At 62.9% G+C, this 24,617-nt stretch carries 29 protein-coding genes and 1 pseudogene; 7 read left to right on the top strand and 23 right to left on the bottom strand.

The genetic code is table 11. The annotated features are described in order from the left end of the window. Positions 1 to 5: 5 nt before the first annotated feature. Both J2X15_RS14105 and J2X15_RS14100 read left to right on the top strand, forming a co-directional pair. Entirely contained in the window at positions 6 to 1,562 is a 1,557-nt protein-coding gene (locus J2X15_RS14105) for a GGDEF domain-containing protein (protein ID WP_310343913.1), read from the top strand. Positions 1,563 to 1,590: 28 nt separating this feature from the next. Further along, positions 1,591 to 2,169 (top strand): NnrU family protein, encoded by a 579-nt coding sequence (locus J2X15_RS14100; protein ID WP_310343911.1) that lies wholly within the window; start codon positions 1,591 to 1,593, stop codon positions 2,167 to 2,169. Positions 2,170 to 2,182: 13 nt separating this feature from the next. Here J2X15_RS14100 and J2X15_RS14095 read toward each other — a convergent pair whose 3' ends face one another. Both J2X15_RS14095 and J2X15_RS14090 read right to left on the bottom strand, forming a co-directional pair. After that, positions 2,183 to 2,392: a DUF2788 domain-containing protein gene (locus tag J2X15_RS14095; RefSeq protein WP_310343909.1), complete on the bottom strand. Its 210-nt coding sequence runs from the start codon at positions 2,390 to 2,392 to the stop codon at positions 2,183 to 2,185. Continuing rightward, positions 2,392 to 3,234: a DUF2189 domain-containing protein gene (locus J2X15_RS14090; protein ID WP_310343907.1), complete on the bottom strand. Its 843-nt coding sequence runs from the start codon at positions 3,232 to 3,234 to the stop codon at positions 2,392 to 2,394. The genes J2X15_RS14095 and J2X15_RS14090 overlap by 1 nt, the downstream gene beginning before the upstream one ends. A 106-nt stretch (positions 3,235 to 3,340) precedes the next feature. Between J2X15_RS14090 and J2X15_RS14085 the strand changes: the two genes are divergently transcribed. After that, positions 3,341 to 3,706 carry a glutaredoxin gene (locus tag J2X15_RS14085; RefSeq protein WP_310343905.1) on the top strand — a complete coding sequence of 122 codons (366 nt, stop codon included), beginning with the start codon at positions 3,341 to 3,343 and terminating at the stop codon, positions 3,704 to 3,706. An 11-nt stretch (positions 3,707 to 3,717) separates the two neighbouring features. Here J2X15_RS14085 and J2X15_RS14080 read toward each other — a convergent pair whose 3' ends face one another. Next, complete coding sequence (locus tag J2X15_RS14080; RefSeq protein ID WP_310343903.1) at positions 3,718 to 4,209, bottom strand: Spy/CpxP family protein refolding chaperone; 492 nt, start codon at positions 4,207 to 4,209, stop codon at positions 3,718 to 3,720. A 146-nt stretch (positions 4,210 to 4,355) separates the two neighbouring features. Here J2X15_RS14080 and J2X15_RS14075 point away from each other — a divergent pair, with 146 nt between their 5' ends. After that, the gene (locus J2X15_RS14075) at positions 4,356 to 5,297 is read left to right on the top strand and encodes a recombination-associated protein RdgC (protein WP_310343900.1); all 942 of its coding nucleotides are present in this window, start codon (positions 4,356 to 4,358) and stop codon (positions 5,295 to 5,297) included. Positions 5,298 to 5,339: 42 nt separating this feature from the next. Next, positions 5,340 to 6,230 carry a dienelactone hydrolase family protein gene (locus J2X15_RS14070; RefSeq protein WP_310343898.1) on the top strand — a complete coding sequence of 297 codons (891 nt, stop codon included), beginning with the start codon at positions 5,340 to 5,342 and terminating at the stop codon, positions 6,228 to 6,230. A 15-nt stretch (positions 6,231 to 6,245) separates the two neighbouring features. On the opposite strand, the gene J2X15_RS14065 is transcribed toward J2X15_RS14070, so the two are convergent. From J2X15_RS14065 to J2X15_RS14035, 7 genes are all read right to left on the bottom strand, one after another. Then, entirely contained in the window at positions 6,246 to 6,806 is a 561-nt protein-coding gene (locus tag J2X15_RS14065; RefSeq protein ID WP_310343897.1) for a glycine zipper domain-containing protein, read from the bottom strand. A 95-nt stretch (positions 6,807 to 6,901) separates the two neighbouring features. Beyond that, a complete protein-coding gene (locus J2X15_RS14060; protein WP_310343895.1) occupies positions 6,902 to 7,651 on the bottom strand; it encodes an aspartate/glutamate racemase family protein in 750 nt (249 codons plus the stop codon). Positions 7,652 to 7,658: 7 nt separating this feature from the next. Next, a complete protein-coding gene (locus J2X15_RS14055) occupies positions 7,659 to 8,372 on the bottom strand; it encodes a GntR family transcriptional regulator (RefSeq protein ID WP_310343894.1) in 714 nt (237 codons plus the stop codon). Continuing rightward, on the bottom strand, positions 8,369 to 9,256 hold the full coding sequence (locus J2X15_RS14050) for an ABC transporter permease (RefSeq protein WP_310343892.1): 888 nt from the start codon (positions 9,254 to 9,256) through the stop codon (positions 8,369 to 8,371). Before J2X15_RS14050 ends, J2X15_RS14055 begins: the two co-directional genes overlap by 4 nt. 1 nt (position 9,257) lies before the next feature. Continuing rightward, complete coding sequence (locus J2X15_RS14045) at positions 9,258 to 10,178, bottom strand: ABC transporter permease (RefSeq protein WP_310343891.1); 921 nt, start codon at positions 10,176 to 10,178, stop codon at positions 9,258 to 9,260. Between the two features lie 27 nt (positions 10,179 to 10,205). Beyond that, the gene (locus J2X15_RS14040) at positions 10,206 to 11,486 is read right to left on the bottom strand and encodes an ABC transporter substrate-binding protein (RefSeq protein ID WP_310343890.1); all 1,281 of its coding nucleotides are present in this window, start codon (positions 11,484 to 11,486) and stop codon (positions 10,206 to 10,208) included. 73 nt (positions 11,487 to 11,559) lie between these two features. Then, positions 11,560 to 12,600, bottom strand: a complete 1,041-nt coding sequence (locus J2X15_RS14035; RefSeq protein WP_310343889.1) for an ABC transporter ATP-binding protein — start codon at positions 12,598 to 12,600, stop codon at positions 11,560 to 11,562. A gap of 232 nt (positions 12,601 to 12,832) precedes the next feature. On the opposite strand from J2X15_RS14035, the gene J2X15_RS14030 reads away from it, so the two are divergent. After that, positions 12,833 to 13,168: a low molecular weight protein tyrosine phosphatase family protein gene (locus J2X15_RS14030; protein WP_310343888.1), complete on the top strand. Its 336-nt coding sequence runs from the start codon at positions 12,833 to 12,835 to the stop codon at positions 13,166 to 13,168. Positions 13,169 to 13,211: 43 nt separating this feature from the next. Here the strand turns inward: J2X15_RS14030 and J2X15_RS14025 are convergent, their stop codons facing one another. After that, positions 13,212 to 13,601, bottom strand: a complete 390-nt coding sequence (locus tag J2X15_RS14025) for a nuclear transport factor 2 family protein (RefSeq protein WP_310343887.1) — start codon at positions 13,599 to 13,601, stop codon at positions 13,212 to 13,214. 162 nt (positions 13,602 to 13,763) lie between these two features. On the opposite strand from J2X15_RS14025, the gene J2X15_RS14020 reads away from it, so the two are divergent. Further along, a complete protein-coding gene (locus J2X15_RS14020; protein WP_310344011.1) occupies positions 13,764 to 14,645 on the top strand; it encodes an AraC family transcriptional regulator in 882 nt (293 codons plus the stop codon). 42 nt (positions 14,646 to 14,687) lie between these two features. Here J2X15_RS14020 and J2X15_RS14015 read toward each other — a convergent pair whose 3' ends face one another. The 12 genes and pseudogenes from J2X15_RS14015 to J2X15_RS13960 form a co-directional block, all read right to left on the bottom strand. Next, on the bottom strand, positions 14,688 to 15,983 hold the full coding sequence (locus J2X15_RS14015; RefSeq protein ID WP_310343886.1) for a biosynthetic peptidoglycan transglycosylase: 1,296 nt from the start codon (positions 15,981 to 15,983) through the stop codon (positions 14,688 to 14,690). Positions 15,984 to 16,022: 39 nt separating this feature from the next. After that, positions 16,023 to 16,580, bottom strand: a complete 558-nt coding sequence (locus J2X15_RS14010; RefSeq protein ID WP_310343885.1) for a hypothetical protein — start codon at positions 16,578 to 16,580, stop codon at positions 16,023 to 16,025. Next, the gene (gene xrtQ / locus J2X15_RS14005) at positions 16,577 to 17,428 is read right to left on the bottom strand and encodes an exosortase Q (protein ID WP_310343884.1); all 852 of its coding nucleotides are present in this window, start codon (positions 17,426 to 17,428) and stop codon (positions 16,577 to 16,579) included. Before xrtQ ends, J2X15_RS14010 begins: the two co-directional genes overlap by 4 nt. 15 nt (positions 17,429 to 17,443) lie before the next feature. Then, on the bottom strand, positions 17,444 to 19,549 hold the full coding sequence (locus J2X15_RS14000) for a VIT and vWA domain-containing protein (protein ID WP_310343882.1): 2,106 nt from the start codon (positions 19,547 to 19,549) through the stop codon (positions 17,444 to 17,446). Between the two features lie 441 nt (positions 19,550 to 19,990). Continuing rightward, positions 19,991 to 20,209: pseudogene (locus J2X15_RS13995) on the bottom strand (ATP-binding protein); the annotation flags it as partial. A 31-nt stretch (positions 20,210 to 20,240) separates the two neighbouring features. After that, positions 20,241 to 20,561 carry a helix-turn-helix domain-containing transcriptional regulator gene (locus J2X15_RS13990; protein ID WP_310343880.1) on the bottom strand — a complete coding sequence of 107 codons (321 nt, stop codon included), beginning with the start codon at positions 20,559 to 20,561 and terminating at the stop codon, positions 20,241 to 20,243. A 5-nt stretch (positions 20,562 to 20,566) separates the two neighbouring features. After that, a complete protein-coding gene (locus J2X15_RS13985) occupies positions 20,567 to 20,917 on the bottom strand; it encodes a type II toxin-antitoxin system RelE/ParE family toxin (protein WP_310343878.1) in 351 nt (116 codons plus the stop codon). A gap of 51 nt (positions 20,918 to 20,968) precedes the next feature. After that, positions 20,969 to 22,435: a two-component system sensor histidine kinase CreC gene (creC, locus tag J2X15_RS13980; RefSeq protein ID WP_310343876.1), complete on the bottom strand. Its 1,467-nt coding sequence runs from the start codon at positions 22,433 to 22,435 to the stop codon at positions 20,969 to 20,971. Position 22,436: 1 nt separating this feature from the next. Beyond that, positions 22,437 to 23,174: a two-component system response regulator CreB gene (gene creB, locus J2X15_RS13975; protein ID WP_310343875.1), complete on the bottom strand. Its 738-nt coding sequence runs from the start codon at positions 23,172 to 23,174 to the stop codon at positions 22,437 to 22,439. 82 nt (positions 23,175 to 23,256) lie between these two features. Continuing rightward, entirely contained in the window at positions 23,257 to 23,694 is a 438-nt protein-coding gene (gene cueR, locus J2X15_RS13970; RefSeq protein ID WP_310343873.1) for a Cu(I)-responsive transcriptional regulator, read from the bottom strand. Continuing rightward, positions 23,678 to 23,875 carry a heavy-metal-associated domain-containing protein gene (locus J2X15_RS13965; protein ID WP_310343872.1) on the bottom strand — a complete coding sequence of 66 codons (198 nt, stop codon included), beginning with the start codon at positions 23,873 to 23,875 and terminating at the stop codon, positions 23,678 to 23,680. The genes cueR and J2X15_RS13965 overlap by 17 nt, the downstream gene beginning before the upstream one ends. Positions 23,876 to 23,963: 88 nt before the next feature. Further along, on the bottom strand, positions 23,964 to 24,593 hold the full coding sequence (locus J2X15_RS13960; RefSeq protein WP_310343871.1) for a YbhB/YbcL family Raf kinase inhibitor-like protein: 630 nt from the start codon (positions 24,591 to 24,593) through the stop codon (positions 23,964 to 23,966). Between the last annotated feature and the right edge of the window lie 24 nt (positions 24,594 to 24,617).

The following is a 24,617-nucleotide window of genomic DNA, read 5'->3' as shown; positions in this document are numbered from 1 at the left end:
TGTTTATGGCTGATAAAAAAGCATTTGAAATTGCCCGGGAAACGCTGAAGCAACTGACCGCCCGCAAGCTGACGCCTACGCCTGCCAATTACCTGGCCCTCTATAACGAAATTGCCGGCATCCCCCATGTGCCGCATTTCCCCGCAGACATACTGCGGGACATTTCGCAGGGACTGCCTGCCAAGACACCGGGCCAGCAAAAGCAAAAAGGACTGTTGGACTATGCGATTGATCGTCTGAACTGGGAAGGCGTGAAGTCGGCACTGATTGCCTACGGCGGTTTTGTGCCCGTTAATGGAAGTGGAAGCGATGGTGCAGCGGCGCCAGCACTCAATGTCGTTGCGGCTGCAGCACCTGCCGTGGGCAGCGCTATTTCCGCAGAGTTTCTGGGCCAGATGGGACGACTGATCGAATACGCGTTGCCTGCGCTCGGTTCGGACGATCCACGTTTCAACGAACAAACGGACAACCTGCTCAAGGCCATGCGCCAGCCCGGCGCCGATGTGACCGCCATCAAACTGATGCTGGTGAACTACAGCCACCGTCTCTCGTTTGCGGCCGAAGACCAGGCCGAGATTCGGGTGACGTTGTTGAAGCTGTTGCACCTAGTGTTTGAAAACGTGGCCGAGCTGAGCCTGGACGAGCAGTGGCTCAAGGGACAGATGGACGCGCTGATGGAAGCCGCCACCCCGCCTTTAACACTACGTCGTTTAGATGATGTTGAACGGCGTTTAAAAGACGTTATCTTTAAACAAAAAGATGCGAAACAGCGTGCCCTGCAAACGCAGGAAGAAATGCGCACCATGGTGGCGACTTTTATTGACCGCCTGTCCCAGATGAGCCAGTCCACAGGCACCTTTCAACAGAAGCTGGAAGAAAGTGCCCGTTTGATCGAACAAGCCAAGACCTTGGCCGACATTGCCCCGGTCTTGAAAGACGTGGTGGGTACCACGCGCAATATGGCGCGTGAAAGCCAGACCTCGCGCGAGGAACTGGAAGCCTTGCGTAGCCGTGCACTCCATTCAGAAGCCGAGTTGGTCCGATTGCACCAGGAACTGGACCGTGTCAGCTCGCAGGCACGCCACGACCCGTTGACGGGTGCCCTGAACCGCAAGGGCCTGGACGAGGCCTTGAACCGCGAGGTGTCCCATGTGCGCCGCAAGGAATTGCCCCTCAGCGTGGCTTTGCTGGATATCGACAACTTCAAAAAGCTCAACGACACCTTGGGCCATGCCACGGGCGATGCCGCACTGAGCCATTTGGCGGCGGTGGCCCGCGAGTGCATGCGCCCGCAAGACACCTTGGCCCGCTATGGTGGTGAAGAGTTTGTGATCTTGTTGCCCGATACGCCACTGGAAAAAGGCATCGAGGCCATGACCCGCTTGCAGCGCGAGCTCACCAAGCGGTTTTTCCTGGCGGGTACTGAAAAACTGTTGATTACGTTCAGCGCCGGTGTGGCGCAACTGGCTGCGGATGAAGAACCGGCCAATGCGATTCGCCGCGCCGACCAGGCCATGTACCTGGCCAAGCGCGCAGGCAAAAACCGGGTGCTGGGCGCTTAAAGCGCGACGGTGTAACCAAGGGGCTGTGATGGGTTATTTGTTACTGGGTTTGCTGGTGTTCTTGGGTGTGCACTCGGTGCGCATGGTGTCTGATAGTTGGCGCACCCAGGCATTGGCCCGCTGGGGCGAGGGCGCTTACAAAGGCGTGTATTCCCTGCTGGCCGCCGCAGGCCTGGCGCTCATCGTTTGGGGATTCGGCGTGGCCCGCGAAACCCCGGTAGTGCTGTGGACCCCACCCGCGGGCATGCGCCATCTGGCGGCGTTGTTGACGCTCCTGGCCTTTGTGCTGTTGGCTGCAGCCTATGTTCCGGGTAATGCCATCAAGGCGCGCTGGCACCACCCCATGGTGCTGGCCGTTAAAACCTGGGCGCTGGCGCACTTGCTGGCCAATGGCAATCTCGCCCACGTGCTGCTGTTTGGTGCGTTTCTGCTGTGGGCGGTGGCCAACTTCATTGCCTGCCGAAGACGGGACCGCGCCCTGGGCATCACCTACCCGGCGGGTACTGCCAAGGGTACGGGCGTGACGGTGGTGGTGGGTGTGGGAGCCTGGGCTTTGTTTGCCTTTGTGCTGCATGGGTTGTTGATTGGCATTCGCCCCATTGGCTGACTTGTGGTGGGTTCTAGCGGGTTAGCACCCACTGGATGACGAACTTGGCGGCAAAGCCCACCATGCCAAACGCCAAGCCCAGAAACAGCACAAAGGTGCCGAATTTGCCTGCCTTGGATTCCCACGCCAACTGCCCAATGATGAATAGCATGTAGAGCATAAAGCCGCCCACCCCAAAGGTGAGGCCAAAGCCGGCGATTTGCTCTTCGGTAAAGCCAAACATCAGCGTTGTCCGGGGCGGACGTAGGGAGTGGAATAGCCTTCTCTGGCAGGCAGTGCAGACGTATCGACCAGCTCGCGATAGGCATGCCAGCTGGCATGGCCCAGCATGGGTATCACCGGGATCAAGCCCAGCAGCAGCGACCCCAGGCCTAGCAAGGTGAATCCCATGATGAGCGCCGCCCACAGGGCCATGGGAACCGGGTTGGCCAAGATGGTCCGCCAACTGGTCAGTACTGCTTGCATCAGCGTGACACGGCGGTCCAGCAGCAAAGGCATGGAAACCACACTGGACGCAAACAGGGGCGCCGCCAGCACGCCACCCAGTGCCAGCCACAGCTCAAACAGCCAGCTGTCGGGCGCCAGCACGACGTGGTGCACAAACTCAAACGGGGTGTTCACTGGCACGGGGGCCAGCAGGGTGATCAGTGCGGCAGAGGTGAGTACCCAACCAGTGGCAGCGAGGGCCAACAGTGCGCCAAACTGCACCATGCACCAGTAGTCGTTGCCCCATTTGTTGAAATGGCTGTTTTGCCAGTTCAGCCAGGTCTTGGCTACCACCCGCCAGTCTGCAGTTTCCTTGCGCTCCAGCGCTCGGCTGAGGGCGTATAGGCTGGTGGCCAACACAGGTGCCACTACCAGAAAGCCGGAGAGGGCGCCGGCCAGCAGCCAAAAGCGATGGTGTGCCACCGCCACAATGGCGGCTCCGAATGCGGCCAGCACCAAGCCATGGGCAAAACTCACCCAACCCGCACGCAGCATGTCATGCCACGCCAGCCCCAACCACGCCAAAGGGCGCATCAGGGTGATGGTGCGGATGGGTGGAGGTGAAAACGGGGTGGTCATGGTGGTGAACCCATGCTACCCAGTCTAGACCTGGAGCAGCCCCTAAATTTTGATGGAGATCAAAGGCCCACCGCATAATAAAAAGCTAACCCTTTGAGGATTGCTTATGCCCCGCCCCGTTCTGGATGAATCCCATATCCACCCCGCCATCCGTGAACGCATTGCCGCCCACCACCTGGACATTGTTCAGGAGGTGCAAGCGGCCGTCGCCGCGCATGCGGTGGTCGTGGTGGGTATGGGACTGAACCCCATGCCCAAGAAGGCGCGTGCGGCGCTCGACGCTGCGGGCGTGGCCTACACCTACCTGGAATACGGCAATTACCTCAACACCTGGCGCCGTCGTACGGCACTGAAACTGTGGACCGGCTGGCCCACATTTCCCATGGTGTTTGTCAAAGGCACGCTGGTAGGTGGTGCCACCGACGTGCAGGCCCTGATTGCCAGTGGCGAACTCAAGACGCTGCTCGCCTGACTGGCCTGAGCTTATTTGCGCTCGCCGCCGCCCCGGTGGCCACCCATGCGGGCGTGCTCTTCGTCAAACAGTTTTTTCTGCTCGGGGCTTAGCACGGCGTAGAACGTCTTGGTCGCTTCGTCGCGCTTGTCCATTTGGGCTTGCATGTCGGCCATGTGCTGGGTGCGCAGGGCGCGGACTTTGTCCAGGCGCTCGGGCGTGCTCAGCTTGTCCAGCTCGGCACGGTCGGGGCGTTGCTGGGCGCCACGGGCTGGTGGTTTCATGGCGGCGGTGAAGGTGGTCCAGGCGCCTTCTTGTGCAGCTGTGATCTTCAGCTTCGTTTTGAGTTCGGCCACGCGCTTGGCATGCATCTCCTCCATCTTGGCAGGGTCCATGCGCTGGTGGTGTTCCATGCGGGGCTTGCCATCGGTCGCTGCATCGGTTGCGGGCTTTTGCGCCATGGCCGAAAAACCGGCACCAGCCAGCAGGCTGGCGATAACGAGAGATTTGAAAGCGGGTTTCATCATGTGTTCCTTTGGTCATCTGCCTGCAGCGGGTATCGCATCAGGTTGAAAGCAAGTGTGCGAGGGCTGTGTATCCGCCCCATTGCGCCGCCATGTGGGTTTGTAAAGTTGCGTGAAAATGCAGGGTCTATAGAAATGGGTCAAAAGTGTTCAAAAACATGATGGTGTACCGCCTGATGTCGGCTTGGTCGACAACGCAGGCGCAGTTGGAAGAGGCGCTGGATGGCGCACGGTTCGTCGAATGTGGGGCCAGCCAGGAGAAGTCGGTCGGCTGGACCGAACCCCGCGGCCAGGCAAACGGCCCGCTGGTGGAGATCATTGGCGGCCAGTGGCTGCTCAAGCTCATGATCGAGGTCAAGAGCGTGCCTGGCTCGGTGGTCAAGCGCAAGGTGCAGGAGCAGCTGCAGCACATTGAAGCCACCACGGGCCGCAAGCCTGGCAAAAAAGAAGCGCGCGAGATTCGCGACGACGCACGTTTGGCGCTCTTGCCCATGGCATTCACCAAGCAGTCCAGCGTGCAGGTGTGGATCGATCCCAAGGCCGGACGTTTGGTGCTGGATGCCGGCAGCCAGGCCAAGGCCGACGAGGTGATGACCGCGCTGATCAAGGCGGTGGACGGCTTGGCCGTCCAACTCATCAACACGCAGTTGGCACCCGCCACGGCCATGGCGCACTGGTTGGGCACGCAGGAAGCACCACCGGACTTCAGCGTGGACCGCGAATGCGAACTGAAGGCGGCCGATGAATCCAAGGCCGTGGTGCGCTACACCCGCCATGCGCTGGACACCGATGAGGTGGCCCAGCACATCGCACTGGGCAAGATGCCCACGCGCCTGGCCATGACCTGGAATGACCGCGTGTCGTTTGTGCTGACCGAGGCCTTGCAGCTCAAGAAGATTGCGTTCTTGGACACCGTGTTCGAGGAAGCTGCCAAGGCCGCGGGCGATGGCAAAGACGACAACTTTGATGCCGACGTGGCCATTGCTACAGGCGAGCTGGTGCAGCTGATCCCGGACCTGCTGGAAGCGCTGGGCGGTGAAGTAGCCTTGGGCGAAAACTCTGTTACAGGTGCTGTTACACCGGCGTAGCGCTTTCCCGCTAAGCTGGCCTCTTTTTTGGGGGGCTAGCCCATGCAACGCAAAACCGCGCAGGACTTTGACCAAGAACTGCTGATTCTGTTTGATGCCTACGTGCACGGCACCGTGGACCGCCGAGGATTTCTGGAGCGTGCCCAGAAATTTGCGGTGGGGGGCGTGACAGCGGCGGGGCTGCTGGCCGCGCTAAGCCCCAATTTCGCGGCCGCCCAGGTGGTGCCCAAAGACGACCCGCGCATCACCGCCCGCACCGTCGACATTTCCGCACTGGCGGGTTACGGCAGCATCAAAGGGTATTTGGTGCGGCCTGCACAGGCCACGGGCAAGCTGCCCGCCATTTTGGTGGTGCATGAGAACCGTGGGCTCAATCCTCATATCGAAGACATCGCCCGGCGCCTGGCGCTGGCGGGCTACCTGGTGTTGGCCCCTGACGCGCTGACGTCGCTGGGTGGCTACCCGGGGGATGAAGACAAGGCGCGAGAGCTGTTTGCCAAGCTGGACCAGACCAAGACGCGGGAAGACTTTGTGGCCGCGTCGCACTATTTGCTGGCACATGCCGAAGGCACGGGCAAGCTGGGCGTGGTGGGCTTTTGCTACGGTGGCGGCATGGCCCACACCTTGGCGGTGCGCCTGCCGGAATTGGCCGCTGCGGTACCGTTCTATGGCAATCTGCCGGCGCCAGAAGACGCTGCCAAGGTCAAGGCGCCCTTGCTAATTCACTTTGCGGCAGTGGACGAGCGCATCAATGCGGCCTGGCCTGCCTATGAAGCCGCCCTCAAGGCCGCCGGTGTGCGCTACACCGCCTACCAGTACGCAGGCACGCAGCACGGCTTCAACAACGACACCACACCGCGGTTTGATGCGGCCGCCGCGCAACTGGCGTGGGACCGGACCTTGGCTTTTTTTGGTCAGACCCTGCGCGGCTAAGGGCCAGCGTCAGTCTTAGTCGTCGTAGCGGTCATGGCCGCGGCCATGGTGGCGATGGTGCTTGTCCCAACCGCGGTGGTAATGGTGGCCAAAGTCATGGCGGTAGTCGTCGCGGCGGTAGCTAGCCTGCTCGTAGTGCCCGCCGGGGCCGTAGCCGCGGGCTTGCGGCTGGTGTTGGGTCACGCTGCGGCCTACACCCGCACCCGCTGCACCGCCCAGACCGGCTCCTACGACCGCACCACTGCGACCGCCTACGGACTGGCCGACTGCCGCCCCAGCAGCACCGCCCACGGCGCTGCCAATGACCGCACCATTGCGGCCTGAGCCATGCGTAGTGACCGCTGCGCCTGCTGCACCGCCCAGTGCACCTCCGACCACTGCACCGCTTTTGCCACCTACCGACTGACCCAGTACCGCGCCGGCGGCAGCACCGACGCCACCACCCAAAAGCGGAGTCCAGTCGTTCGCATGGGCGGTGTGTACCAGGGCTAGCAGCCCCAGGGCGGCTGTACCCGCGCGCAGGGTGCGGGCCAGGCCAGTAGAAAACCGTGTGGTGTGGGAAGAAGCGTGCTTCATACGGTGAAAGGGGCCGGAGCCCGTACCGCCAGAGGTGGCGGTTTATGCGCTTTCAACGCCCTGCACACCGGGGCGATGACGCGAATTACAAGGCCTTACACCTGCTGCAACTTGTTACGGCTGCCCAGCGCCATCAGCTCGGGTGCGAGGTTGAACCAAGGCACGTCAAAGCCGTTCTCGCTGTTGGGGCTGGGCGGCAGGGCCAGCGCGTGGCGGGTGCCGGCCAGCACACTGTCAATCACCGGAATGTGCACATGGGGTTGGATCAGCGCGGCCAGCCCCGCCAGGCCCGCACCACCGAGCACGATGGACTGCGCCTGCCATTGCGCCGCGGCCTCCTGGCAGGCCTTTGTCAGCAGGGCTACGGCGGCCTGTGGATCGTTGGCCAGTTCGGCGCCACTGGGCGCTACGGTGTGGATGCCGACCAGTGCAGGCGCGTGGCCCAGCGAATAGGCCAGGCGCTCCAGCATGGGCTTCCAACGCTCTCCACCCGTCACCACGGCAAAGCGGCCCAGTGCAGCGGCTTCCGCGAATGCGGCTTCGGCCAGCCCGGTGACGGGTGCCGCACTGCCCTGGCGCAGGGCCAACAGGCCGGGGTCGCCAAAGCAGCCGATCAGAATGGCATCGGGCGCTTGTGGGTTGTCCTGCAAGGCTACGGCCCAGCGGTCCAGCAGCGCGTGGCTGGCAACGGCATAGCTGGCTTCGCAGGCAATGTAGGGGGCGCCAAAGCGGGCTGTCACGGTGTTGACCCGCACCTGCGGGCCCGCGGCGGCCTGCGCATGGGTTTGCAGCAGCGCGCTAACGCTGTGCGAGGTGTTGGGGTTGATGACCAGCAGCTGGCGCATGGGCCACTCAGGAGGCGGTGGGCGCACCACCAAACAGCGACGCCAGGTCGGGTGCCACGTCCTCGGCAGCGGTGAACTGCAGCTGCGTCTCTAACTGCGCCAGGTGTTCACGCATCAGGCGTGCAGCCTCGCGCGGGTCGCGCAGGCGAATCGCGTCCAGCAGGGCACGGTGTTCCGCACAGCCACACGACGTGGCTTCCACACGCGCTTGCACGTGGTTGTTGCTGTAAGTCATGAGGATGAGCGAGGTGCGTGACACCAGCTCGCGCAGGATGCGGCCCAGCGTCTGGTGGTCCGAAGCGTTGGCAATGTGCAAATGAAAATCGCCCGAGAGGCGGATGGCGCGGCGCATGTCGCCCGCGGCGCGTGCCGCCTCTTCGTCGTTGATGCACTGGGTCAGCACGGCAATGTCGTCGGTCGTGGCGCTGGCGATGAAGCACTCGATCAGTGTGGGCTCAATCATGCGGCGCACCTCGAACACCTCGCGCGCTTCCTTCTCGGTAGGCTGGGCCACAGTGGCGCCACGGTTGGGTGTCAGGGTGACGATTTGCTCGTTGGCCAGGCGCACCAGCACGGGCCGCACGCGGGTGCGGGAGACGCCAAACGCGCTGGCCAGTTTTTCTTCAATGAGCTTGGTACCCGGAGGCAGACGGTGGTCCAAGATGGTGGCCACCATGCGCTCGTAAATCTCGTTTTCTGTCAGAGCGACAAAATCAGTCATGCAGTCCGCCGGTTGGCTGGCTTCTTGGCCAGCAGTTTGGACAGGCCCACGGCCAGTCCCATCACCAGAAACGATACCACCATGGTCACGGTGCCTAGCGCGTAGATGGAGGGCGTGGTCACCGTGGTGGTGAGGCCTTGTAGCTCGAGCGGCAGCGTGTTCACATCGCCGATGGCCTGCGAGGTGCGGGCAATCTCGTCCCAGCTCAGCGTGAAGCCGAACATGCCAATGCCCACCACAGACGGCGCAATCAGCGGCAACACCACATGGCGGAAGCCTTGCCATGGCGTGGCACCCAGGTCGCGCGCTGCCTCTTCATAGGCCGGGTTGAAGCGGTTGAAGATGGCAAACATGATGAGCAGGCCAAAGGGCAAGGTCCAGGTCAGGTGCGCGCCCAGGGCCGAGGTGTAGATGCCCAGCGCCGTGCCGTAGTTCTCCAGCACGCCATCCATGCCAAAGGCCTCTAGCATTTTTTTGATGCCGCCGTCGAGCAGGCGGAACTCCAGCCCAATGCCCAGCGACACGATGATGGACGGCATGATGAGGCTGGCCACCACGGTGAAGAACAGGAGGTGGCCGCCACGCAGCTTCTTGCGGAACGCCAGACCCGCCAGCACCGAGAACACGATGGTGAAGGCCATGACCGTGAGGCCCAGGCCCAGCGAGCGGTAGAGCGCGGCACCAATGTCCACCACGCCCAGGCCCTCGGCCAGCTTGTGGAACCAGTGCAGGGATAGGCCGCGCATGGGGAAGGTCAGCCCGCCCTCAGGCCCCTGAAAACTCAGCACCACAATGACCAGCATGGGGCCGTAGAGGAACAGCACATAGGCCGCGAAGAACAGGGCCAGGAACCAGAAGGTGGCGGAGCGGTCTTTGGTTTGCATCTCAGAGCTCCTTGCGGATATCGACCATGCGGGTCAGCGCCCAGATGATCATGAGCACCAGGCTCAGCAGCACCACCGCATTGGCAGCGGCCAGCGGGAACTGCAGGTAAGACGTTTGCACTTGGATGATCTTGCCCACCGAGGCGATCTGCTGCCCGCCCATCACGCCGATGGTGACGAAGTCGCCCATGACGATGGTGATGACGAAGATGGAGCCGATGATGATGCCGGTGCGGCACAGCGGCACGATGACGTTCCACAGCGTTTGCCAGGCGGTGGCGCCGCTGTCGCTGGCGGCCTCGATCAGGCTGCGGTCGATGCGCATCATGCTGTTGAAGATGGGCACGATCATGAAGGTGGTGAACAGGTGCACAAAGGCCAGCACCACAGAAAAATCGGAGAACAACAGCCATTCAACAGGCTTGTCGACGAAGCCCATGGTGGCAAGCGCATCGTTGACCAACCCATTGCGCCCCAAGAGCGGTACCCAGGCGATCATGCGAATCACATTGGACGTCCAGAACGGAATGGTGCACAACACAAACAGCACCACCTGCACACCGCTGGACTTGACGTGAAAGGCCAGGAAATACGACACCGTGAACCCGATGACCAGCGTGAGCAACCACACCAGCACACTGAACTTGAAGGTGGACAGGTAGGTCTTGACGGTGACGCACAGGTCCCCCGCCTCGTTGCGCGACAGGCAGCCGTCGAAGATGGCCACGTAGTTCTTGAACGTGAACCCCGGCAGCATCTCGTACTGGTTGTAGTCCCAGAAACTCACCATCAGCACCAGGGCCAATGGAATCAAAAAGAAGAGCGCAAACACCGTGGTGAGCGGCAAGGCCTGCCACCAGGCCGCAAGCGTGCGGCCCGGGGCAGACGCCGCCGGAAGTGAGGGTGCTGAAGGTGCGCTCATGGTGTTTTCACTTCCTATGCGGGGCTATCAAGCAGCCACAAATTCATTCCACTTCTGGACCATGTAGGCGTTTTCGTCCATCACGGCGTTCCAGCAGGCGATGCCACCCATGCGTTGCTCGTAGCTGCCGCCATCGCGGCTTTCGCCCTTCTTCGCCAACACATCACCGTTCGGGCTCTTGATGTCTTGTGTGGCGGGTTTGCCTTCCATCCAGTAGGCCCATTCGTAGGCTTCCATCTTGGCCTTGGCGGTGTCCAGCACGGCGCTGTAGTAGCCCTGGCGGTTCAGGTAGGCACCGGCCCAGCCGTCCAGGAACCAGTTGATGAACTCGTAGGCACCGTCCAGCTTCTTGCCGGACAGGGTGGCGGGCAGGCCGAAGCCGGACGCCCATGCGCGGTAGCCTTCTTTGAGCGGCTGGAAGTTGCAGGCAATGCCCTTGGTGCGCACAGCAGTCACGGCGGGCGACCACATGGACTGGATCACCACTTCGCCCGAGGCCATCAGGTTGACGGACTCGTTGAAGTCTTTCCACAGGCTGCGGAACTGGCCAGCCTTCTTGGCTTCGATCAGGGTCTTGATCGTCAGATCAATTTCCTTCTTGGTCATGTTGCCCTTGTCGGGGTACTTGTAGAGGCCCATGGCTTCCACCACCATGGCGGCGTCCATGATGCCGATGGAGGGGATGTTCAGGATGGCGGCCTTGCCCTTGAATTCGGGGTTCAGCAGCTCGGCCCAGGAGGAGATGGGGCGCTTGATCAGGTCGGGGCGGATGCCCAGCGTGTCGGCGTTGTACACGGTGGGGATCAGGCTCATGTACTGGGTGGGGCTCTTGGCGAAGACCTTGCTCTTTTCGCCTTCGAGGTAGATCACCTTCTTGGGCGCGGTGCCCTGGTCGCCCACGGCCTTGCCGGCCACCATGCCGGTGGTGAACAGGCTGGTGATCTTGTCGGCGTTCTTGATCTTCTTGGTGTCGATGCCCTTGAGGTTGCCCGTGGGCACGATGTTCTTGAGCGAGAAGTACTCGGAGTCGATCAGGTCGAAGCTGTTGGGCGCGGTCACGGCGCGCTTGGTCACGTCGTCGGTGGTGACGGCCACGTACTGGATCTTGATGCCGGTGTCTTTTTCAAACTTTTCCGCAATCGCCTTGTCCTGATTTACCGCGGTGCCCAGGTAGCGCAGCACGATGGGATCGGCCGAGTGCACGGCGGGGAACACGCCCGCGGCCAGGATACCGGCGGTGCCTTTGAGCAGGCTGCGGCGTTGCATGGGTGCGGCAGTGGAGAGGGTGTCTTTCAGATCGTCAGCCATGGGAAAACTCCTTAGGAAAGTGCGGGAGGGGGTTAAAAACTTCTTGCGAAGACAGGGGGAACTCAGGGGGGGCTCAGTACGCCAGTGGGTGTGCAGCGCCGGGCGCCCAGCTCAGCTGCACGGTCTCGCCCACGGCGTAGGGCCGCTGGGCAAAGGTGGCCTCGGACACCATCACCGAGATCTCGGCCGTGGTGTGCGCGGTGTGGGCCACGCCGGGGTTTTGCAGGCCCAGCAGCACATAGGTGCCCTGGTACTCCACGTCGGTGATCACGGCGCGCTTGGTGTGCGGGGCATCGGTGTTGGCGCTGGTGGCGGGGGTGACCTGCATCTGGTCAGTGCGCACGCCAATCTTGCCCTCGGGCGTGTGCAGCACGTTGTGGCCGCCCATGAAGCGCGCCACAAACTCGCTGGCGGGCTTGTTGTAGACCTCGTGCGGGCTGCCTACCTGCTCGATCACGCCGTGGTTCATCACCACCATGGTGTCGGCCAGGGCCATGGCCTCTTCCTGGCTGTGGGTCACGTGGATAAAGGTCAGGCCCAGCTCTTTTTGCCAGCGGCGCAGCTCGGCACGCATCTGGATGCGCAGGAAGGGGTCGAGCGCGGAGAGCGGTTCGTCCAGCAGAAGCACGCGCGGCTGGGTGATCAGGGCACGGGCCAGGGCCACGCGCTGCTGCTGGCCGCCGGATAGCTCGGCCGGTTTGCGGTCAGCCAGGTGGCCCATGGCCACGCGCTGCAGCAGGTCCTGCGCCTTGGCGTGGCGCTCCAGCTTGTCCACGCCCTTCATCTTCAGGCTGAAGGCCACGTTGTCCAGCGCGCTTAGGTGTGGGAACAGCGCAAAGCTCTGGAACATCATGGCCGTGCCGCGCTCGGCGGCGGGCAGGTCGGTGATGTTGCGGTTCTCCAGCAGGATGTCGCCGCTGCTGGCCGACTCGTGCCCCGCAATCATGCGCAGCGTGGTGCTCTTGCCGCAGCCCGAAGGGCCCAGCAGGCAGCAGTAGCTGCCGCTGGCAATGCGCAGATTGATGTTGTCCACGGCAGGCTTGCCCTGGGCGTAGCGTTTGCTCAGTCCTACGACCTCGATGGCCGCGGCCTGCAGTGGGGTGGTGGCGTTCATGCCAAGGCTTACGCAAAGCCTGTGCCAACTTTGTACACAATGTTTTTGCGGCATTGTGTACAAAGTGCACTGCATTTGTGCGTTGCAGCAATATCGAGGGCGGCTTCAGTGCTTGATTTGGTGCAGTGCGGGGACGCGCTCTGGTGCAAGTCGCTACTACTTTGATAGCTGCTCGCGCATATTCGACGGGGGCTAGAGCCCTAAAATGCTCCTAACTCTGAGCCACCGCCCCATGAACTTACTTTTTGTCTGCAGCCGCAACCAGTGGCGCAGCCCCACCGCCGAACAGGTCTGGCGCAAGCACCCCGGCCTGTCGGTGCGCTCCGGCGGCACCAGCCGCAACGCCCGCCACCCGGTGTCCGAGGCCGACATCCTGTGGGCGGACGCGGTGTGCGTGATGGAGGACAAGCACGCCTCCCAGCTCAAGGCCAGCTTTCGGGAGCTGTTGCAGGGCAAGCCCCTGCATGTGCTGGATATTCCGGATGACTACCGCTACATGGACCCCGAACTGGTGGAACTGGTGCGGGAGGGCGTGGCCGCCTTGCTCCCTTCGTTCCGCTTCTTTTAGGTGCTGAACCCGAAGATCACCTTGGGGGCGGCCACTGCGCGGATCACTGGCCCCAGAAAGTGTCCTCTTGCGCCTGGTCGCTAGAGAACAGCTTGACTTCAACGATCTTGCCGCCCTCGATGCGGATCAGATCCACACCCGCTTGCTTCATCGTTAGCCCATGGGCCTCGCCCGCAAATTCGATGGTGATGGCCACCCAGTTGCCGTTGGCCATGTAGTGGTCGGCGCGGGTGATGGCGAACGTGCCTTTGGACACTTCCATCATCGCGCCCAGCATGGGGCCCACAGCGGCCATGCCCTTGTGTGTGCCGGAAAACCGGTTCTTGCCTGGCTGGTGCCAGATCACGTCGGGCGAAATGATGCTGCCCAGTGTGGCTTGGTCGCCTGTTTGTACGGCCTTGATGTAAGTCTTGGCGATGTCAATGGTGTTCATGGTGCGTTCCTGTGTTGATTGGGATATGGTTATTGTTGGACAATCAAGCACCGTTTACACGATATGTAGGCGCCCAATGCTGATACATATTGGACTTTTTCCTAAATCTTGTGCAGAGCTAACAAAGCGACACGACCAGTACCAGGAGAGATCAACGTGACGATGGAGATTCAGCGCCTGGGTTATCAACCGCAAGCGCCCTACCAGCTCGACCTGGAAGTTTTTTCGGTGGCCGATCTTAGGCTTCGGGCCAAGGAAGAATTGCGCCAAACCCATCGGTACGAGTTCCACACGGTGGTGTGCGTCACGCAGGGCACCTGCGCCCAGATGGTGGACTTCAAGTCGATCGCCTGTGCGCCGGGGTCGCTGCTGGTGGTGCGGGCAGGCCAGGCCCACAACTACGGACAGGGTGCAGATTGGGACGGCTGGAATCTGCTGTTCCGCCCTGAATTTGTCTTACCCGTTTCAACGACCTCGCACGATCTGAAGCTCGCGCTGGATTTGGAGAGGCTGCCTGAACACATGGTCCTTAGTGACCCAGAGCTGCGCAAGGCAACGGATTTGTTTCAGCAAATGCGCGAAGACACACTGATGGATGCGCTGGTGGGTGCGCCGCGGGAGGACGTGCATAGACTGCTGCGCCACCAGCTCCATACGCTCTTGACTCGCTTGAGCATTTTGCAAGGCAGACGCCAAACGCAGGAGCCGCTGGTATCCCCTGCATCGCAACGCTTCCAGCGGTTTCAGCAACTGGTGGACAAACGCTTCGCGCAATGGCACCAGGTGGCTGACTATGCCAACCAACTCGGCTACACCGAAAAGAGCCTGGCACGTGCAGTGGCCGCGGCAGCGGGCACGACCGCCAAGGCCTTCATCGCCGCGCGTATCAACCTGGAGGCGAAGCGCCTGCTGGTGCATTTGGACATGCCCGTCGCAACGATCGCCGAGAAACTAGGTTTCGACGAGCCCACCAACTTCAGCAAGTTCTTTAAACGCGAAGTCGGCTGTACCCCGGCAGAATTTCGCAGGCGGCAACGGGATTAACGCAAGAGTTGACTTTGCCCCTCGTGGAATATGCGCAACCAGCTATTGTTTTGATAGTGAGTTGAGGTGCTTGTTGCCGCGTTCTAACGGCCCCATGTCTGCCAGATCGGCCAGCAGCTGCGTGCGTTCTGCCCGGCGCAGAGGCCGCAGGCTGGCGGCCACCCACTGGGCGCGTTCCAGGTTGATGCTGCCGCGCGCCCTCCAGCGCTGGGCTTCCATGGCGGGGTTGTGCAGCATGGAGGCTAGCCAGACGGCCTGGGCAGCGGTGAGTTGGTCGGCGCGTTTGCCAAAGTAGGTGTGGGCCGCAGCCTGCGCGCCGCACACGGTGGCGCCCCAGGGTGCGTGGTCCAGGTAGAGGCGCAGGATGCGGGCCTTGCCCAGCGTCTGCTCCATCTCCACCGCGTAGAGCAGTTCGCGCAGTTTGCGCACTGGGGAACGTTCACCGCCTGTGACCAGCAGCTTGGCTACTTGTTGCGACAGGGTGCTGGCGCCGCGCAAGGTGGCGTCCTCCACTTGGTTGCTGCGCAGGGCCTTGTTCATCTCCACCAGGTCGTAGCCGGGGTGCTCAAAAAAGCGCTGGTCTTCGGCGGCCAGCACGGCGCGGGCCAGCAGGCTGTCAGCGCGCAGCGTGGCCTTCGCCATGGCCACGGGCAGGCCCTGGCTGCATTGGCTCTGCGCCTGCGCCCAGGCTTCGGTGCCCAGGCCTTGCACGGCCATGCCGTCCAGACGTGGCTGCAGCGTCAGCGCCTTGCCGGGCAACTCCAGCGTGGCCTTGAGCGCAAAAGTGCCGGCTATCTGCGCGGTGGCTACTTCGGGAATGGCGCTGGCGAACAGTGCGTAGCCATCGGCCACCGGGGTGGTGGGCACGTCGATGTGCAGCGTGATGCCGGTGGGGCGCAGTGCGCCATGCCAGGTGGCCGTGACAGCGCCGCTCTGCAGGGTGCCGCGCAGCTCGGTGGCGTTGCGGCGCACGGTCATGCGTGCGTCTTGCAGGCGCAGTGGCTCGCCGCCCCAGCTGCTGCTGCGCAGCGTGCAGGGTTGGCAGTGCAGGCTGAGTTGTTGGGCAGCCTCGTCCCACGCCAGGTGCACATCGCCCAGGCGCGTGGGCAGGGTGCGGCCGTGCAGCTGCTTGGCAATCCACGGCGTGCTGCCCCACTGCACGAGCGCTGCCACGCCCACGTCCATGGTCAGCGGGCCGATGCGCAGTGTGGTGGCCCAGTCGCCCGGCGCAGGGCGCACGATGGCGCGCGCAGTGAACAGCAGGGCGCTCAGGCCCAGCATGGCCAGCATCGCTGTAAACACCAAAACCCGGGCCGTGGCCCACAACAGTTTGCGCACAACATCATCCTTGCAAGAACACAACAGGCTTAAACAGGCTTAGAGCGGGGTGGCCACGGTGATGGCCTTCCATGGCCCTGTGGACTGGCCCGCGGCAGATGCCCAGTACCAGGCCGAGGCATCGGTGAAGCCCTGGCCCTGCGCGTCTTCAATGCGTTCGCAGACGCGCACGGGGCGGCCGCCGCGGTCCGCCACAAAGCAGCGCCAGCGGGTCTTGTCCGATTGCTCTTCGAGTTGCTCGTTGCGGATGCGGTAGCCCAGGCCGCGGTAGCAGTCGGTGGCGGGGTGCAGCATGCGTGTGGGCTGGTTCACGGTCCGCAGCACCAGCACCTGGCGGCCATCGGTGAGGCGCGCCAGCGTGCCGGGGAAGTGTTTGGCAAAGCGCAGCTCCACCTCGCTGAGTGCCAGCGGGCGCAGGGGTGTGCCTTGCCATTCAGTGGGCAGTTCGACGCTCTGCGTCGCCGTGCTCGTGTCGTGTGGCGTGGAGCGCTCAGCCACGGCCTGGGCCATGCCCCACAGCGCGCACAGGGGCAACAGCGCAGCCCACAGCGTCTTGTGCAGCACGCGGTTCAAGAAGCGGTTTTCCAGAAAGCTCATGATGTCGCGCGCTCCAAATTTCCTGTACGGCCCATGGCCCAGGCAATGCCACCACATACGGCAGCCAGCACCAGCAGCCCCACAGCGTCATGGCCCCAACCAGGCAGGTGGGTGCCAGAGGCCTGGACGGCCACCAGCACCGTGTTGCGCAACACATTGCCCAGCAGCACCAGCGCACCCACGGTGGGCAGGCGCAGCAGAAAGGCCTTGTTGTTTTTGTTGGCGGCCAGCGCCACCACACAGGCCGTGAAGTACCCCAACCACGCCATCTGCACGCCCGAGCAAGGTGCGTCCACGATGATGAGCTGGCCATTCACCACCAGGCTGCTGCCCGTGCGCTCCACGGTGTGCGCGATGGACAGCAACCAGCGGCTGGCTTCAGCCGTGACCACGCGCAGCGGAAAGCCTGCATAAAACTGCAGCGATGCCAGCAGGGGCAATGACAACACCGACAAGCCGAGCACCGGTGCGGTAGCTACACGCGCGGGCAGAAAGGCGATCAGCCCCGCGGCCACCGACAACAGGCCGATGAGCGCCACCACCAGGTCTGGCAGCTGCTGGTGCAGCGCCGTGGTGAGCACGGCACCGGCCAGCGCTGTCACCTGAAAACCCAAGCGCGGTGCGGCGCGCAGGTGCCCGCGGTGTTGCCACAGCAAGCCACCCAGGGCTGTCAAGGCCAGCAGCCCCAGTGGGTCGTCCGAGCCGTCGACCATGCGTTGGCCCATCCACCACCAGGTGGGCCACAGCGCCAGGGCCAACAGGGCCAGCCAACGCCATTCGGGCGCGGTGTCCAGCGCGATGCCAAAGCGCACAAAGCGGGGCATGTGCAAAAGGCGGGGCAGTGCCATGGCCAAATCTCCTGCTTAGCTGGTGTAGTGGTGGGCGCGCAGGGCGGCGCGGCGGCGGCGGTGTGCCAGCATGGCCAGCACCGACAGCGTCACCAAGATCGCACCCCAGGTGGCGGGCTCGGGCGTGCTGGGCACTTCGGCACCCAGGGCCGAGTTCTCCACACCCTGCGGCAGGGGCGAGGGCTGGTTCACGCTGGGGCTGTCGGCAGGCGCCTTGTTGCGCACCACCTGGTCCACGGCCAGGAAGCTGGTGTACTGGGTCAACAGGCTGTATTTCAGGCCCAGATCGGTGATGGCGTCCTTGGCGGCGCTGCCGCCTTCCAGGGCTTCCTGGTCGCTGAGTGCGGCGATGCGGTGGCGGGCCCACAGGTGGCGCAGGGCGGCGGTGTCGGTGGCATTGCCAGCATTGATGGGCATGCTGAAGTGCAGCGGGCCGCTGGCGGAGTTGCCGTCCACGATCAACGTGCCCTTGGCCTCACCCTTCCATTTGCCAAACACGATGAGCGGGCGCTGCGTCAACAGGTCGGGCAGCTGGCGAGGCTCCACGTCGTACACGTCCAGGCCTTCAAAACGCACTTTCACATTGGTGAGCACGGGGGAGTCGATCATTTTGCGGAAGCGGGCGGCTTGTTCGGCGGCCTCGGCGGGTTTGGTGATGATGAAGGGTTCGCCCATGCCCGCACGGGCCAGGCCTTCCATGAGGTGGCGGTTCACGCTGGAGCCGATGCCGAACGAAAACACGTTGGCGCTGGAGAGGTTGTTGCGCACCAGCTCAAAGGCCTCGCGCTCCACGGTTACATAGCCGTCGGTCACCACCACCACGGTGCGCGACACATCGGCGTTCTTGGGTTGGGCATACACACGCTTGAGCGCCGGGATCAGCTCAGTGCTGCCACCGCCGCCTTCTCTGTCGATGGTGCGGATGGCTTGCTCAATATTGGCCTTGGTGGCGGGCACCGAAGTGGCATTCAAGAAGTTATTGCTGCCCGAGAACAGCAGCACGTTGAAGGTGTCGCTGGGGCGCAGGCCTCCAATCAGCTCGCGCAACACCACCTTGGCGGTGTCCAGCGGAAAGCCGTGCATGGAGCCCGAGATGTCCACCACAAAGATGTATTCGCGCGGGGTGATGGCCGTGGCGGCCGGGGCCTTGGGCGGCTCCACCATGGCGAGGAAGAAGTTCTCGTCCTGGCCCTTGTAGAGCATCACACCGGTTTCGATCTTGTCGCCGGCCAGGCGGTAGTTCAGGATGAAGTCGCGGTTGTTGGTGGGCTCGGCCGTGGGGTTCAGGCCCACCACGGTGGCGCCGCCTTGCTCGGTGTAGCTGCTGATGGTGTGCGAGCTGGAGCGCACTTCTTTCACGCCAATGGGCGTGTTCAGCGTCACGTGGATATCAAACGCAGGTGCAGCCGCGCTGGTGGGCGTGTTCTGGCCCTGGGGCAGGATGGGCTGGGCCACCCAGGTGGCGTTGGCTTGGCTGCTTTGCGGGCTGTTGTAGCGCGGGCCCACCACGGTGGGGAAGACGAACTGGTAGTTGCCGTCGGTGGGCAACAGCAGCTCGGTGTAGCGCAGTTCCACCTTCACGTCGTCGCCGGGCATGATGTTGGCCACGTTCATCTGGAACACATTGGGCAGGTGCTGTTCCAGCAGCGCGGCGGTCTTGCCCTCTTGCTTGGCCGCGTCGTATTCGATCTTGGCCTGCTGCTTCTCGCGGATCTTGGCCGTGATCAGACGGTCCGCCAGGCGCACGTTCATGCCGTGCACTGCGGCCCGCGTGGAGCCGGGGAATACGTACTTGGCTTCGATGGCGCGCTGGCCTTCGTTCTTGTAGGTTTGCACCACGGTCACGTCGGCAATCACGCCGCTGACCTTCACATTCACTTGGGTGGACTTGAGCGGCAACTGGTCCACGCCAGGGTTGTCGCTCTTCACGAAGAAGTAGGGGCTCTCGGTTTTGAGCCGGGGCGCCGCGTCACGGTCTTGCGCGTGGGCCGGGGGGCTGATGGCCAGCGCTACAAAGCAGGCGGCAGACAGGGTGGTGGTGGCCAGCCAGAGCCAGCGCGAAAGGCGCGCAGGGGGCTCAGTGGCGGCATCGGGGGCCGGGTGGGTAGCAACAAGTGCCATGGGGCTTCTCCATTCGGCGTGCGGTATTGCACGGTGAGGAGAGCATCCCGCCGGGGGGAGAAGTCAGTTTGAAGCGGTGTGGGGCTTGTGTGAAGTCTGTGTGAAATGGGAGTGAAGGCGTTTATCCAAGAACCGCCGTTCCTGTGATTTGACGATAGCCAACGAAGACAACTGCTCCAATACACCCAACTAATCCAATCCAGAATGCATAACGTTCAGAGCGTCCTTTCAGATCAAACGCTGCCAACAGCACTCCGAGGAAGATAAAGAAGATAGCTGCGCCCCAAGAATCCGGTGGGAGTAGCACCACTCTACTCACCGAACGTGTTGGTCTAAAGGCGTATGAACCAGAGTAAAGAATCCAAAGACCAAACAGGGCTAGCACCCAAGGAATCGTGGGGCCTAGGTATCGGGTGATGAATGACTGTTTTGCTCGCATATTTAGCTTACTTGTCGCCGTACCCACAACGTGGCGATGGCACCTAATCCCTCAGACTCTGGCCGATTTCCCAGCTCCACCCTGCCTCGGTGCAACGACGCAATCTCCTTCACAAAGCTCAGCCCCAAACCCGTGCTCTTCTTCTTGGAGTGCGGGCGAGCCAGTGAGTAGAACTTCTCAAACACCTTGTCCTGCGCGTAGCCGGGGATGCTGGGGCTCTGGTGGTGTAAGGGCATCCTGTGGTTGCCCCGCTTAGGCCGCCACAGAATGCGCAGTCAAGTTCACATGCAACCGCTCGCGCACTGCCCGAAAGATAGCCGCAAGGTTGTCCATGCTGGGGTTGCCGGTGGGCGACAACATACGGTGCAGGCTCTTGCTGGGCTTGGCTGTCAGCGTTGCAAGTTGCTCAAAGCCGATGGTGGCATTGACCAGATCACGCAGGATTAAGCGGGCCGTTTCTGGTTCGCCGTTGAGGAACAAGGTGGCGGCTTCATCCAGCAGTGCTTGCGCAAACGCTTCGTCTGCTTGGACGCGTTGGATAACGGATTCTTTGAAGTTTCTGGTGAGTGCCATTGCAATTACCTCTTGAGCTTGTTGCCTGATTTGCTGGCCGTCGTTTTCTTGCGAGCCTTGTACTCGGCCAAAAGTTCTTTGGCTTTGTCGATGTCTTTTTGTTGCCGCTGCTTGGTGCCGCCACCAAACAAAACTATCAGTGTGTCGCCGTCTTTGGCCAGGTAAATCCGATAGCCAGGCCCCCAGTCGATGACGTATTCACCCATGCCGTCAAACCACTTGATGCTGGACGTGTTGCCCAGCTCCATGCGGAGTTTGGCAACAGTTACCTTGGCGGCTGCCTGGGCAGACAGGCTGTCAAACCATTGTTTGTAGGGGTTCGATGCATCCTCGCGAACGTACTCTTCGACTTTCATGGCCATATTGATGGTAACAGATATGTTACTTTCGGGTTGTAGTCAGCCTATTCAGACAGGCCTGCGCGGCAACCACAGCACCGCGCAAGCCCCAGTGCCTTCCGCCTCAGGCCGGTTGTGCAGCTCTACCTTCCCTCGGTGCAACGACGCAATCTCCTTCACAAAACTCAACCCCAACCCCGTGCTCTTCTTCTTGGAGTGTGGCCGGGCCAGTGAATAGAACTTCTCGAACACCTTGTCCTGCGCGTAGCCGGGGATGCCGGGGCCTTGGTCGCGCACGGTGATCTGGGCCCAGCGGCCTTGCACTTGCAGGCCCAGTTCGATGTGGCCGCCTTCGGGGGAGAAGTCCAGCGCGTTGTCCAGCAGGTTGCTGACGGCGCGGCGCAGCAGAAAGGGATCGGCCTCTACGGTCACGTCTTCGCTGACGGCCACGGTGATGCGGCAGTCGCGCTGGGTGGCCACGCTGTGGGAGGCGTGGGCTAGTTCGTCCAGCAGCGGCAGCAGGGCCACGGGCTGGGCGTTGTCGAGCACGCGGCGTGTTTCCAGCGCGGTCAGCTCCATCATGCGGTCCACCATCTCCTGGATGCGCTGGGTCTCGCGCTGGATGTTGGTGAGGAAGCGCTGGCGCTGGGCTTCTTCCATGGGCTCTTGCAGCAGCTCGGCCGCGCCGCGGATGGCGGACAGCGGGCTCTTCACTTCGTGCGTGAGCGTCTGCACATAGTCGGCCACATAGTTGCGCCCGGCCAGCGCGTCACGCATTTCGTCGTAGGCGGCGCGCATAAGGTCCCAAGCGCGGCGCAGCAGGCGGCCGGGGTGGAAGCCTTGCTGTGCCTTGATGTAGCGCGCGTAGTCGGCAATCAGGCCAAAGGGCCGCACCAGCCACATGGACACCATGACCGCCAGCACCAGCACGGCCAGCACCGAGATCAGGCCCGCATACAGCGTGCGGCTGCGCGCGGCGGCCACAAACTGGCCAAAGGTTTGCACCGGCTTGCCCACGGTGACGGCGCCAATGATTTCACCGCTGCCCGCGCCTTGCGCATTGCTGGTCCAGCGCACGGGGGCGGCCATGTACATGACGGCGGAGTTGGGGTCGCCCGGAATGTCCAGCGTGGTGCGGGCGCCGTATTCGCCCTTGAGCGTGAGCTGCACGTCGCGCCACTGCGAGAAGTCTTTGCCCTGCGACTGGCCCGTGGAGTCAAACACCACGGTGCCGTTGCGGTCGGTGACGTAGGCGCGCAGCTCGACCTTGGTTTTGTTGACGGTGAAGATCTGGGCGCTGAACTCGCGGGCGTAGGCGGCCTTGAACAGGCTGTCCAGCCGGGCGGTGTCGATGGCACCGTCGTGCACGTCTTGTTCGATGAGGGTGGCCAGCAGCTGCGAGGTTTCCACCAACGATTCTTCGGCCGACTCGCGGTAGCGCGGGTCCAGGTCGCTGACCACGCGGTAAAGCACGGCGGCCATGCCGATCGCGTAGATCAGCAGCAGGCCAAAGAAGATGCGGCTTCTTTTGCTCACATCAACTCGTCAGCGTGGCCGGCAGTTCTTCGCTCAGCGCGTAGCCGCTGCCGCGCAGGGTGCGGATGGGGTCGTGGCCGGGAGCGACGAGTTTGAGTTTGGCGCGCAGGGTTTTGATGTGGGCGTCTACCGTGCGGTCAAAGCTGTCGTTGTCGCCACCCCAGACCTGCAGCAGCAGCTCGTCGCGCGTGAACACGCGGCCGGGCTTTTGCACCAGCAGGCGCAGCACGCCATATTCGTAGCGCGACAGTTCCAGCGCCTTGCCGTAGAAGCGAATCTGGTGGCGCTCTTCGTCCAGCGCCCAGATGGCGGGGGCGCTTGCTGACGCAGCGGGTGTGGGCGTCGCAATGGCATTCGGCCGCGCACTGCGGCGCAGGATGGTGCGCACGCGCGCCACCAGCTCGCGCGGGGAGAAGGGCTTGGCGATGTAGTCGTCGGCGCCCAGCTCCAGCCCGACCACGCGGTCGATCTCGTCGCTGCGCGCGGTCAGAAACAGCATGGGCACCTGGTTGCCGCCGGGCAAGGCCTGCAGGCGGCGGAAGAGCTCGAACCCGTTCAGATCGGGCAGGCCCACGTCCAGCACGGCCAGTGCAGGCAGCTCGGCGCTGAACAGGCGAATCGCGTCTTCCGCGGTGCTGGCCCACACGGGCGCAAAGCCGTCGGTGGCCAGCACGTACTGCAAGGTGTCGGCAATGCCGGATTCGTCTTCAACAATGAGGATGCGCGGTTTCAGGGCCATGGGGCGCATTGTGGCGCAAAAATGGCCTCTAGCCCCCGTGGACTATGCGCAAGCAGCTATCAATTACGTAGCGTTTGCGTTGTCATGGCGTGGTGCCTGCCAGGTCGTCCAGGATGGGGCAGTCGGGCCGCTCGTCGCCATGGCAGCAGTCCACCAGGCCGCTCAGCGTGCGCTGCATGCTCTGCATGGCTTCGATGCGCTGGGTCAGCTCTGTCATGTGTTTTTGGGCAATGGTCTTCACGCTGCTGCTGGCGCGGCGGCGGTTTTGCCACAGGCCTACCAGTTCGGCAATTTCGACCATCGAGAAACCCAGGTCGCGGCAGCGCTTGATGAAGCGCAGCGTGTGCACATCGGCCGGGCTGTAGAGGCGGTAGCCGCTGTCTGTGCGGTTCACCTTGCCCAGCAGGCCCAGCGATTCGTAGTGCCGCAGCATCTTGGCCGACACGCCGCTCTGGCGCGCTGCCTCGCCAATGTTCACCGGCTCGCCAGACACCGCCGCAGGCTTAGGCTGCAACGGCATAGCCTTCTTCGGCAATGGCTTTGGCCAGGGTGTCGCGCGGCTGGGTGGATTCCACGTCCACCTTGTTTTGGCTGCGGTCGATGGTGACCTGGGCTTGCGGGTCGGCGTCCTGGATGGCGCGGGTGACTGCCTTTTCGCAGTGGCCGCAGGTCATGCCGGTAACGGTGAAGGTTTGGTGCATCACAACTCCTGTTTTGAATGGATGCAGGAATTGTGAACCTTGCTACCGTGGGAAGGTCAAGCGCGGGCTTTTCTCCCCACGGTTTGGCTTAGCGGCCGTAGGTGGCCGTGAAGCTGGCCTTGCCCAGCAGGTGCGCGCCCAGGCCCTTGTTCAGGATGAAGCCGTGCAAGCCCGCGGTGCCGGTTTTGGGGATGCCGCCGGCAGCCTGCAGGTCGTCCACATCGTAGGCAAACACCGTGAAGATGTAGCGGTGTGGCTTGTCGCCCACGGGGGGGCAGGGGCCGCCGTAGTTGCCGTTGCCACCGGTGGCGCCGGTGTCCTGGAAATCCGTGTTGCCGCCAAAGGCTGGTGCGGGCAGCGTGGTCGCCGCATTGCCGGCGCCACGTGCCAGGCCGTTGGCGCTGGCGGGGATGTTGTAGACCGTCCAGTGCCAGAAGCCGCTGCCGGTGGGGGCGTCGGGGTCGTACACGCTGAGGGCCAACTTCTTGGTGCCGGCGGGCACGTTGTCCCACTGGACTGCGGGCGACACATTGCCGCCCTGGCAGCCAAAGCCGTTGAGGACAAACTGGTTGTCGAACACGCCCGATTTCAGGTCCGGGCTGCTGAGGGTGAAGGGCTTGGTTTGGGCCCAGGCCGCGCTGGTGGCGAATGCCAGGCTGCCAGCCACCAGGGCGGCTGCGCCCAGGGCGGTGAGGGATGTGCGTACGTTGAATGTCATATCTGCTTTCCTTCCAAAAGACTG

The sequence above is a fragment of the Rhodoferax saidenbachensis genome (genome assembly GCF_031457975.1).
In the GTDB taxonomy this organism is placed as follows: Bacteria; Pseudomonadota; Gammaproteobacteria; order Burkholderiales; family Burkholderiaceae_C; genus Allorhodoferax; species Allorhodoferax saidenbachensis_A.
The sequence above is the reverse complement of the archived record's forward strand: the minus strand, read 5'-3'. Positions and strand labels throughout refer to the sequence as shown.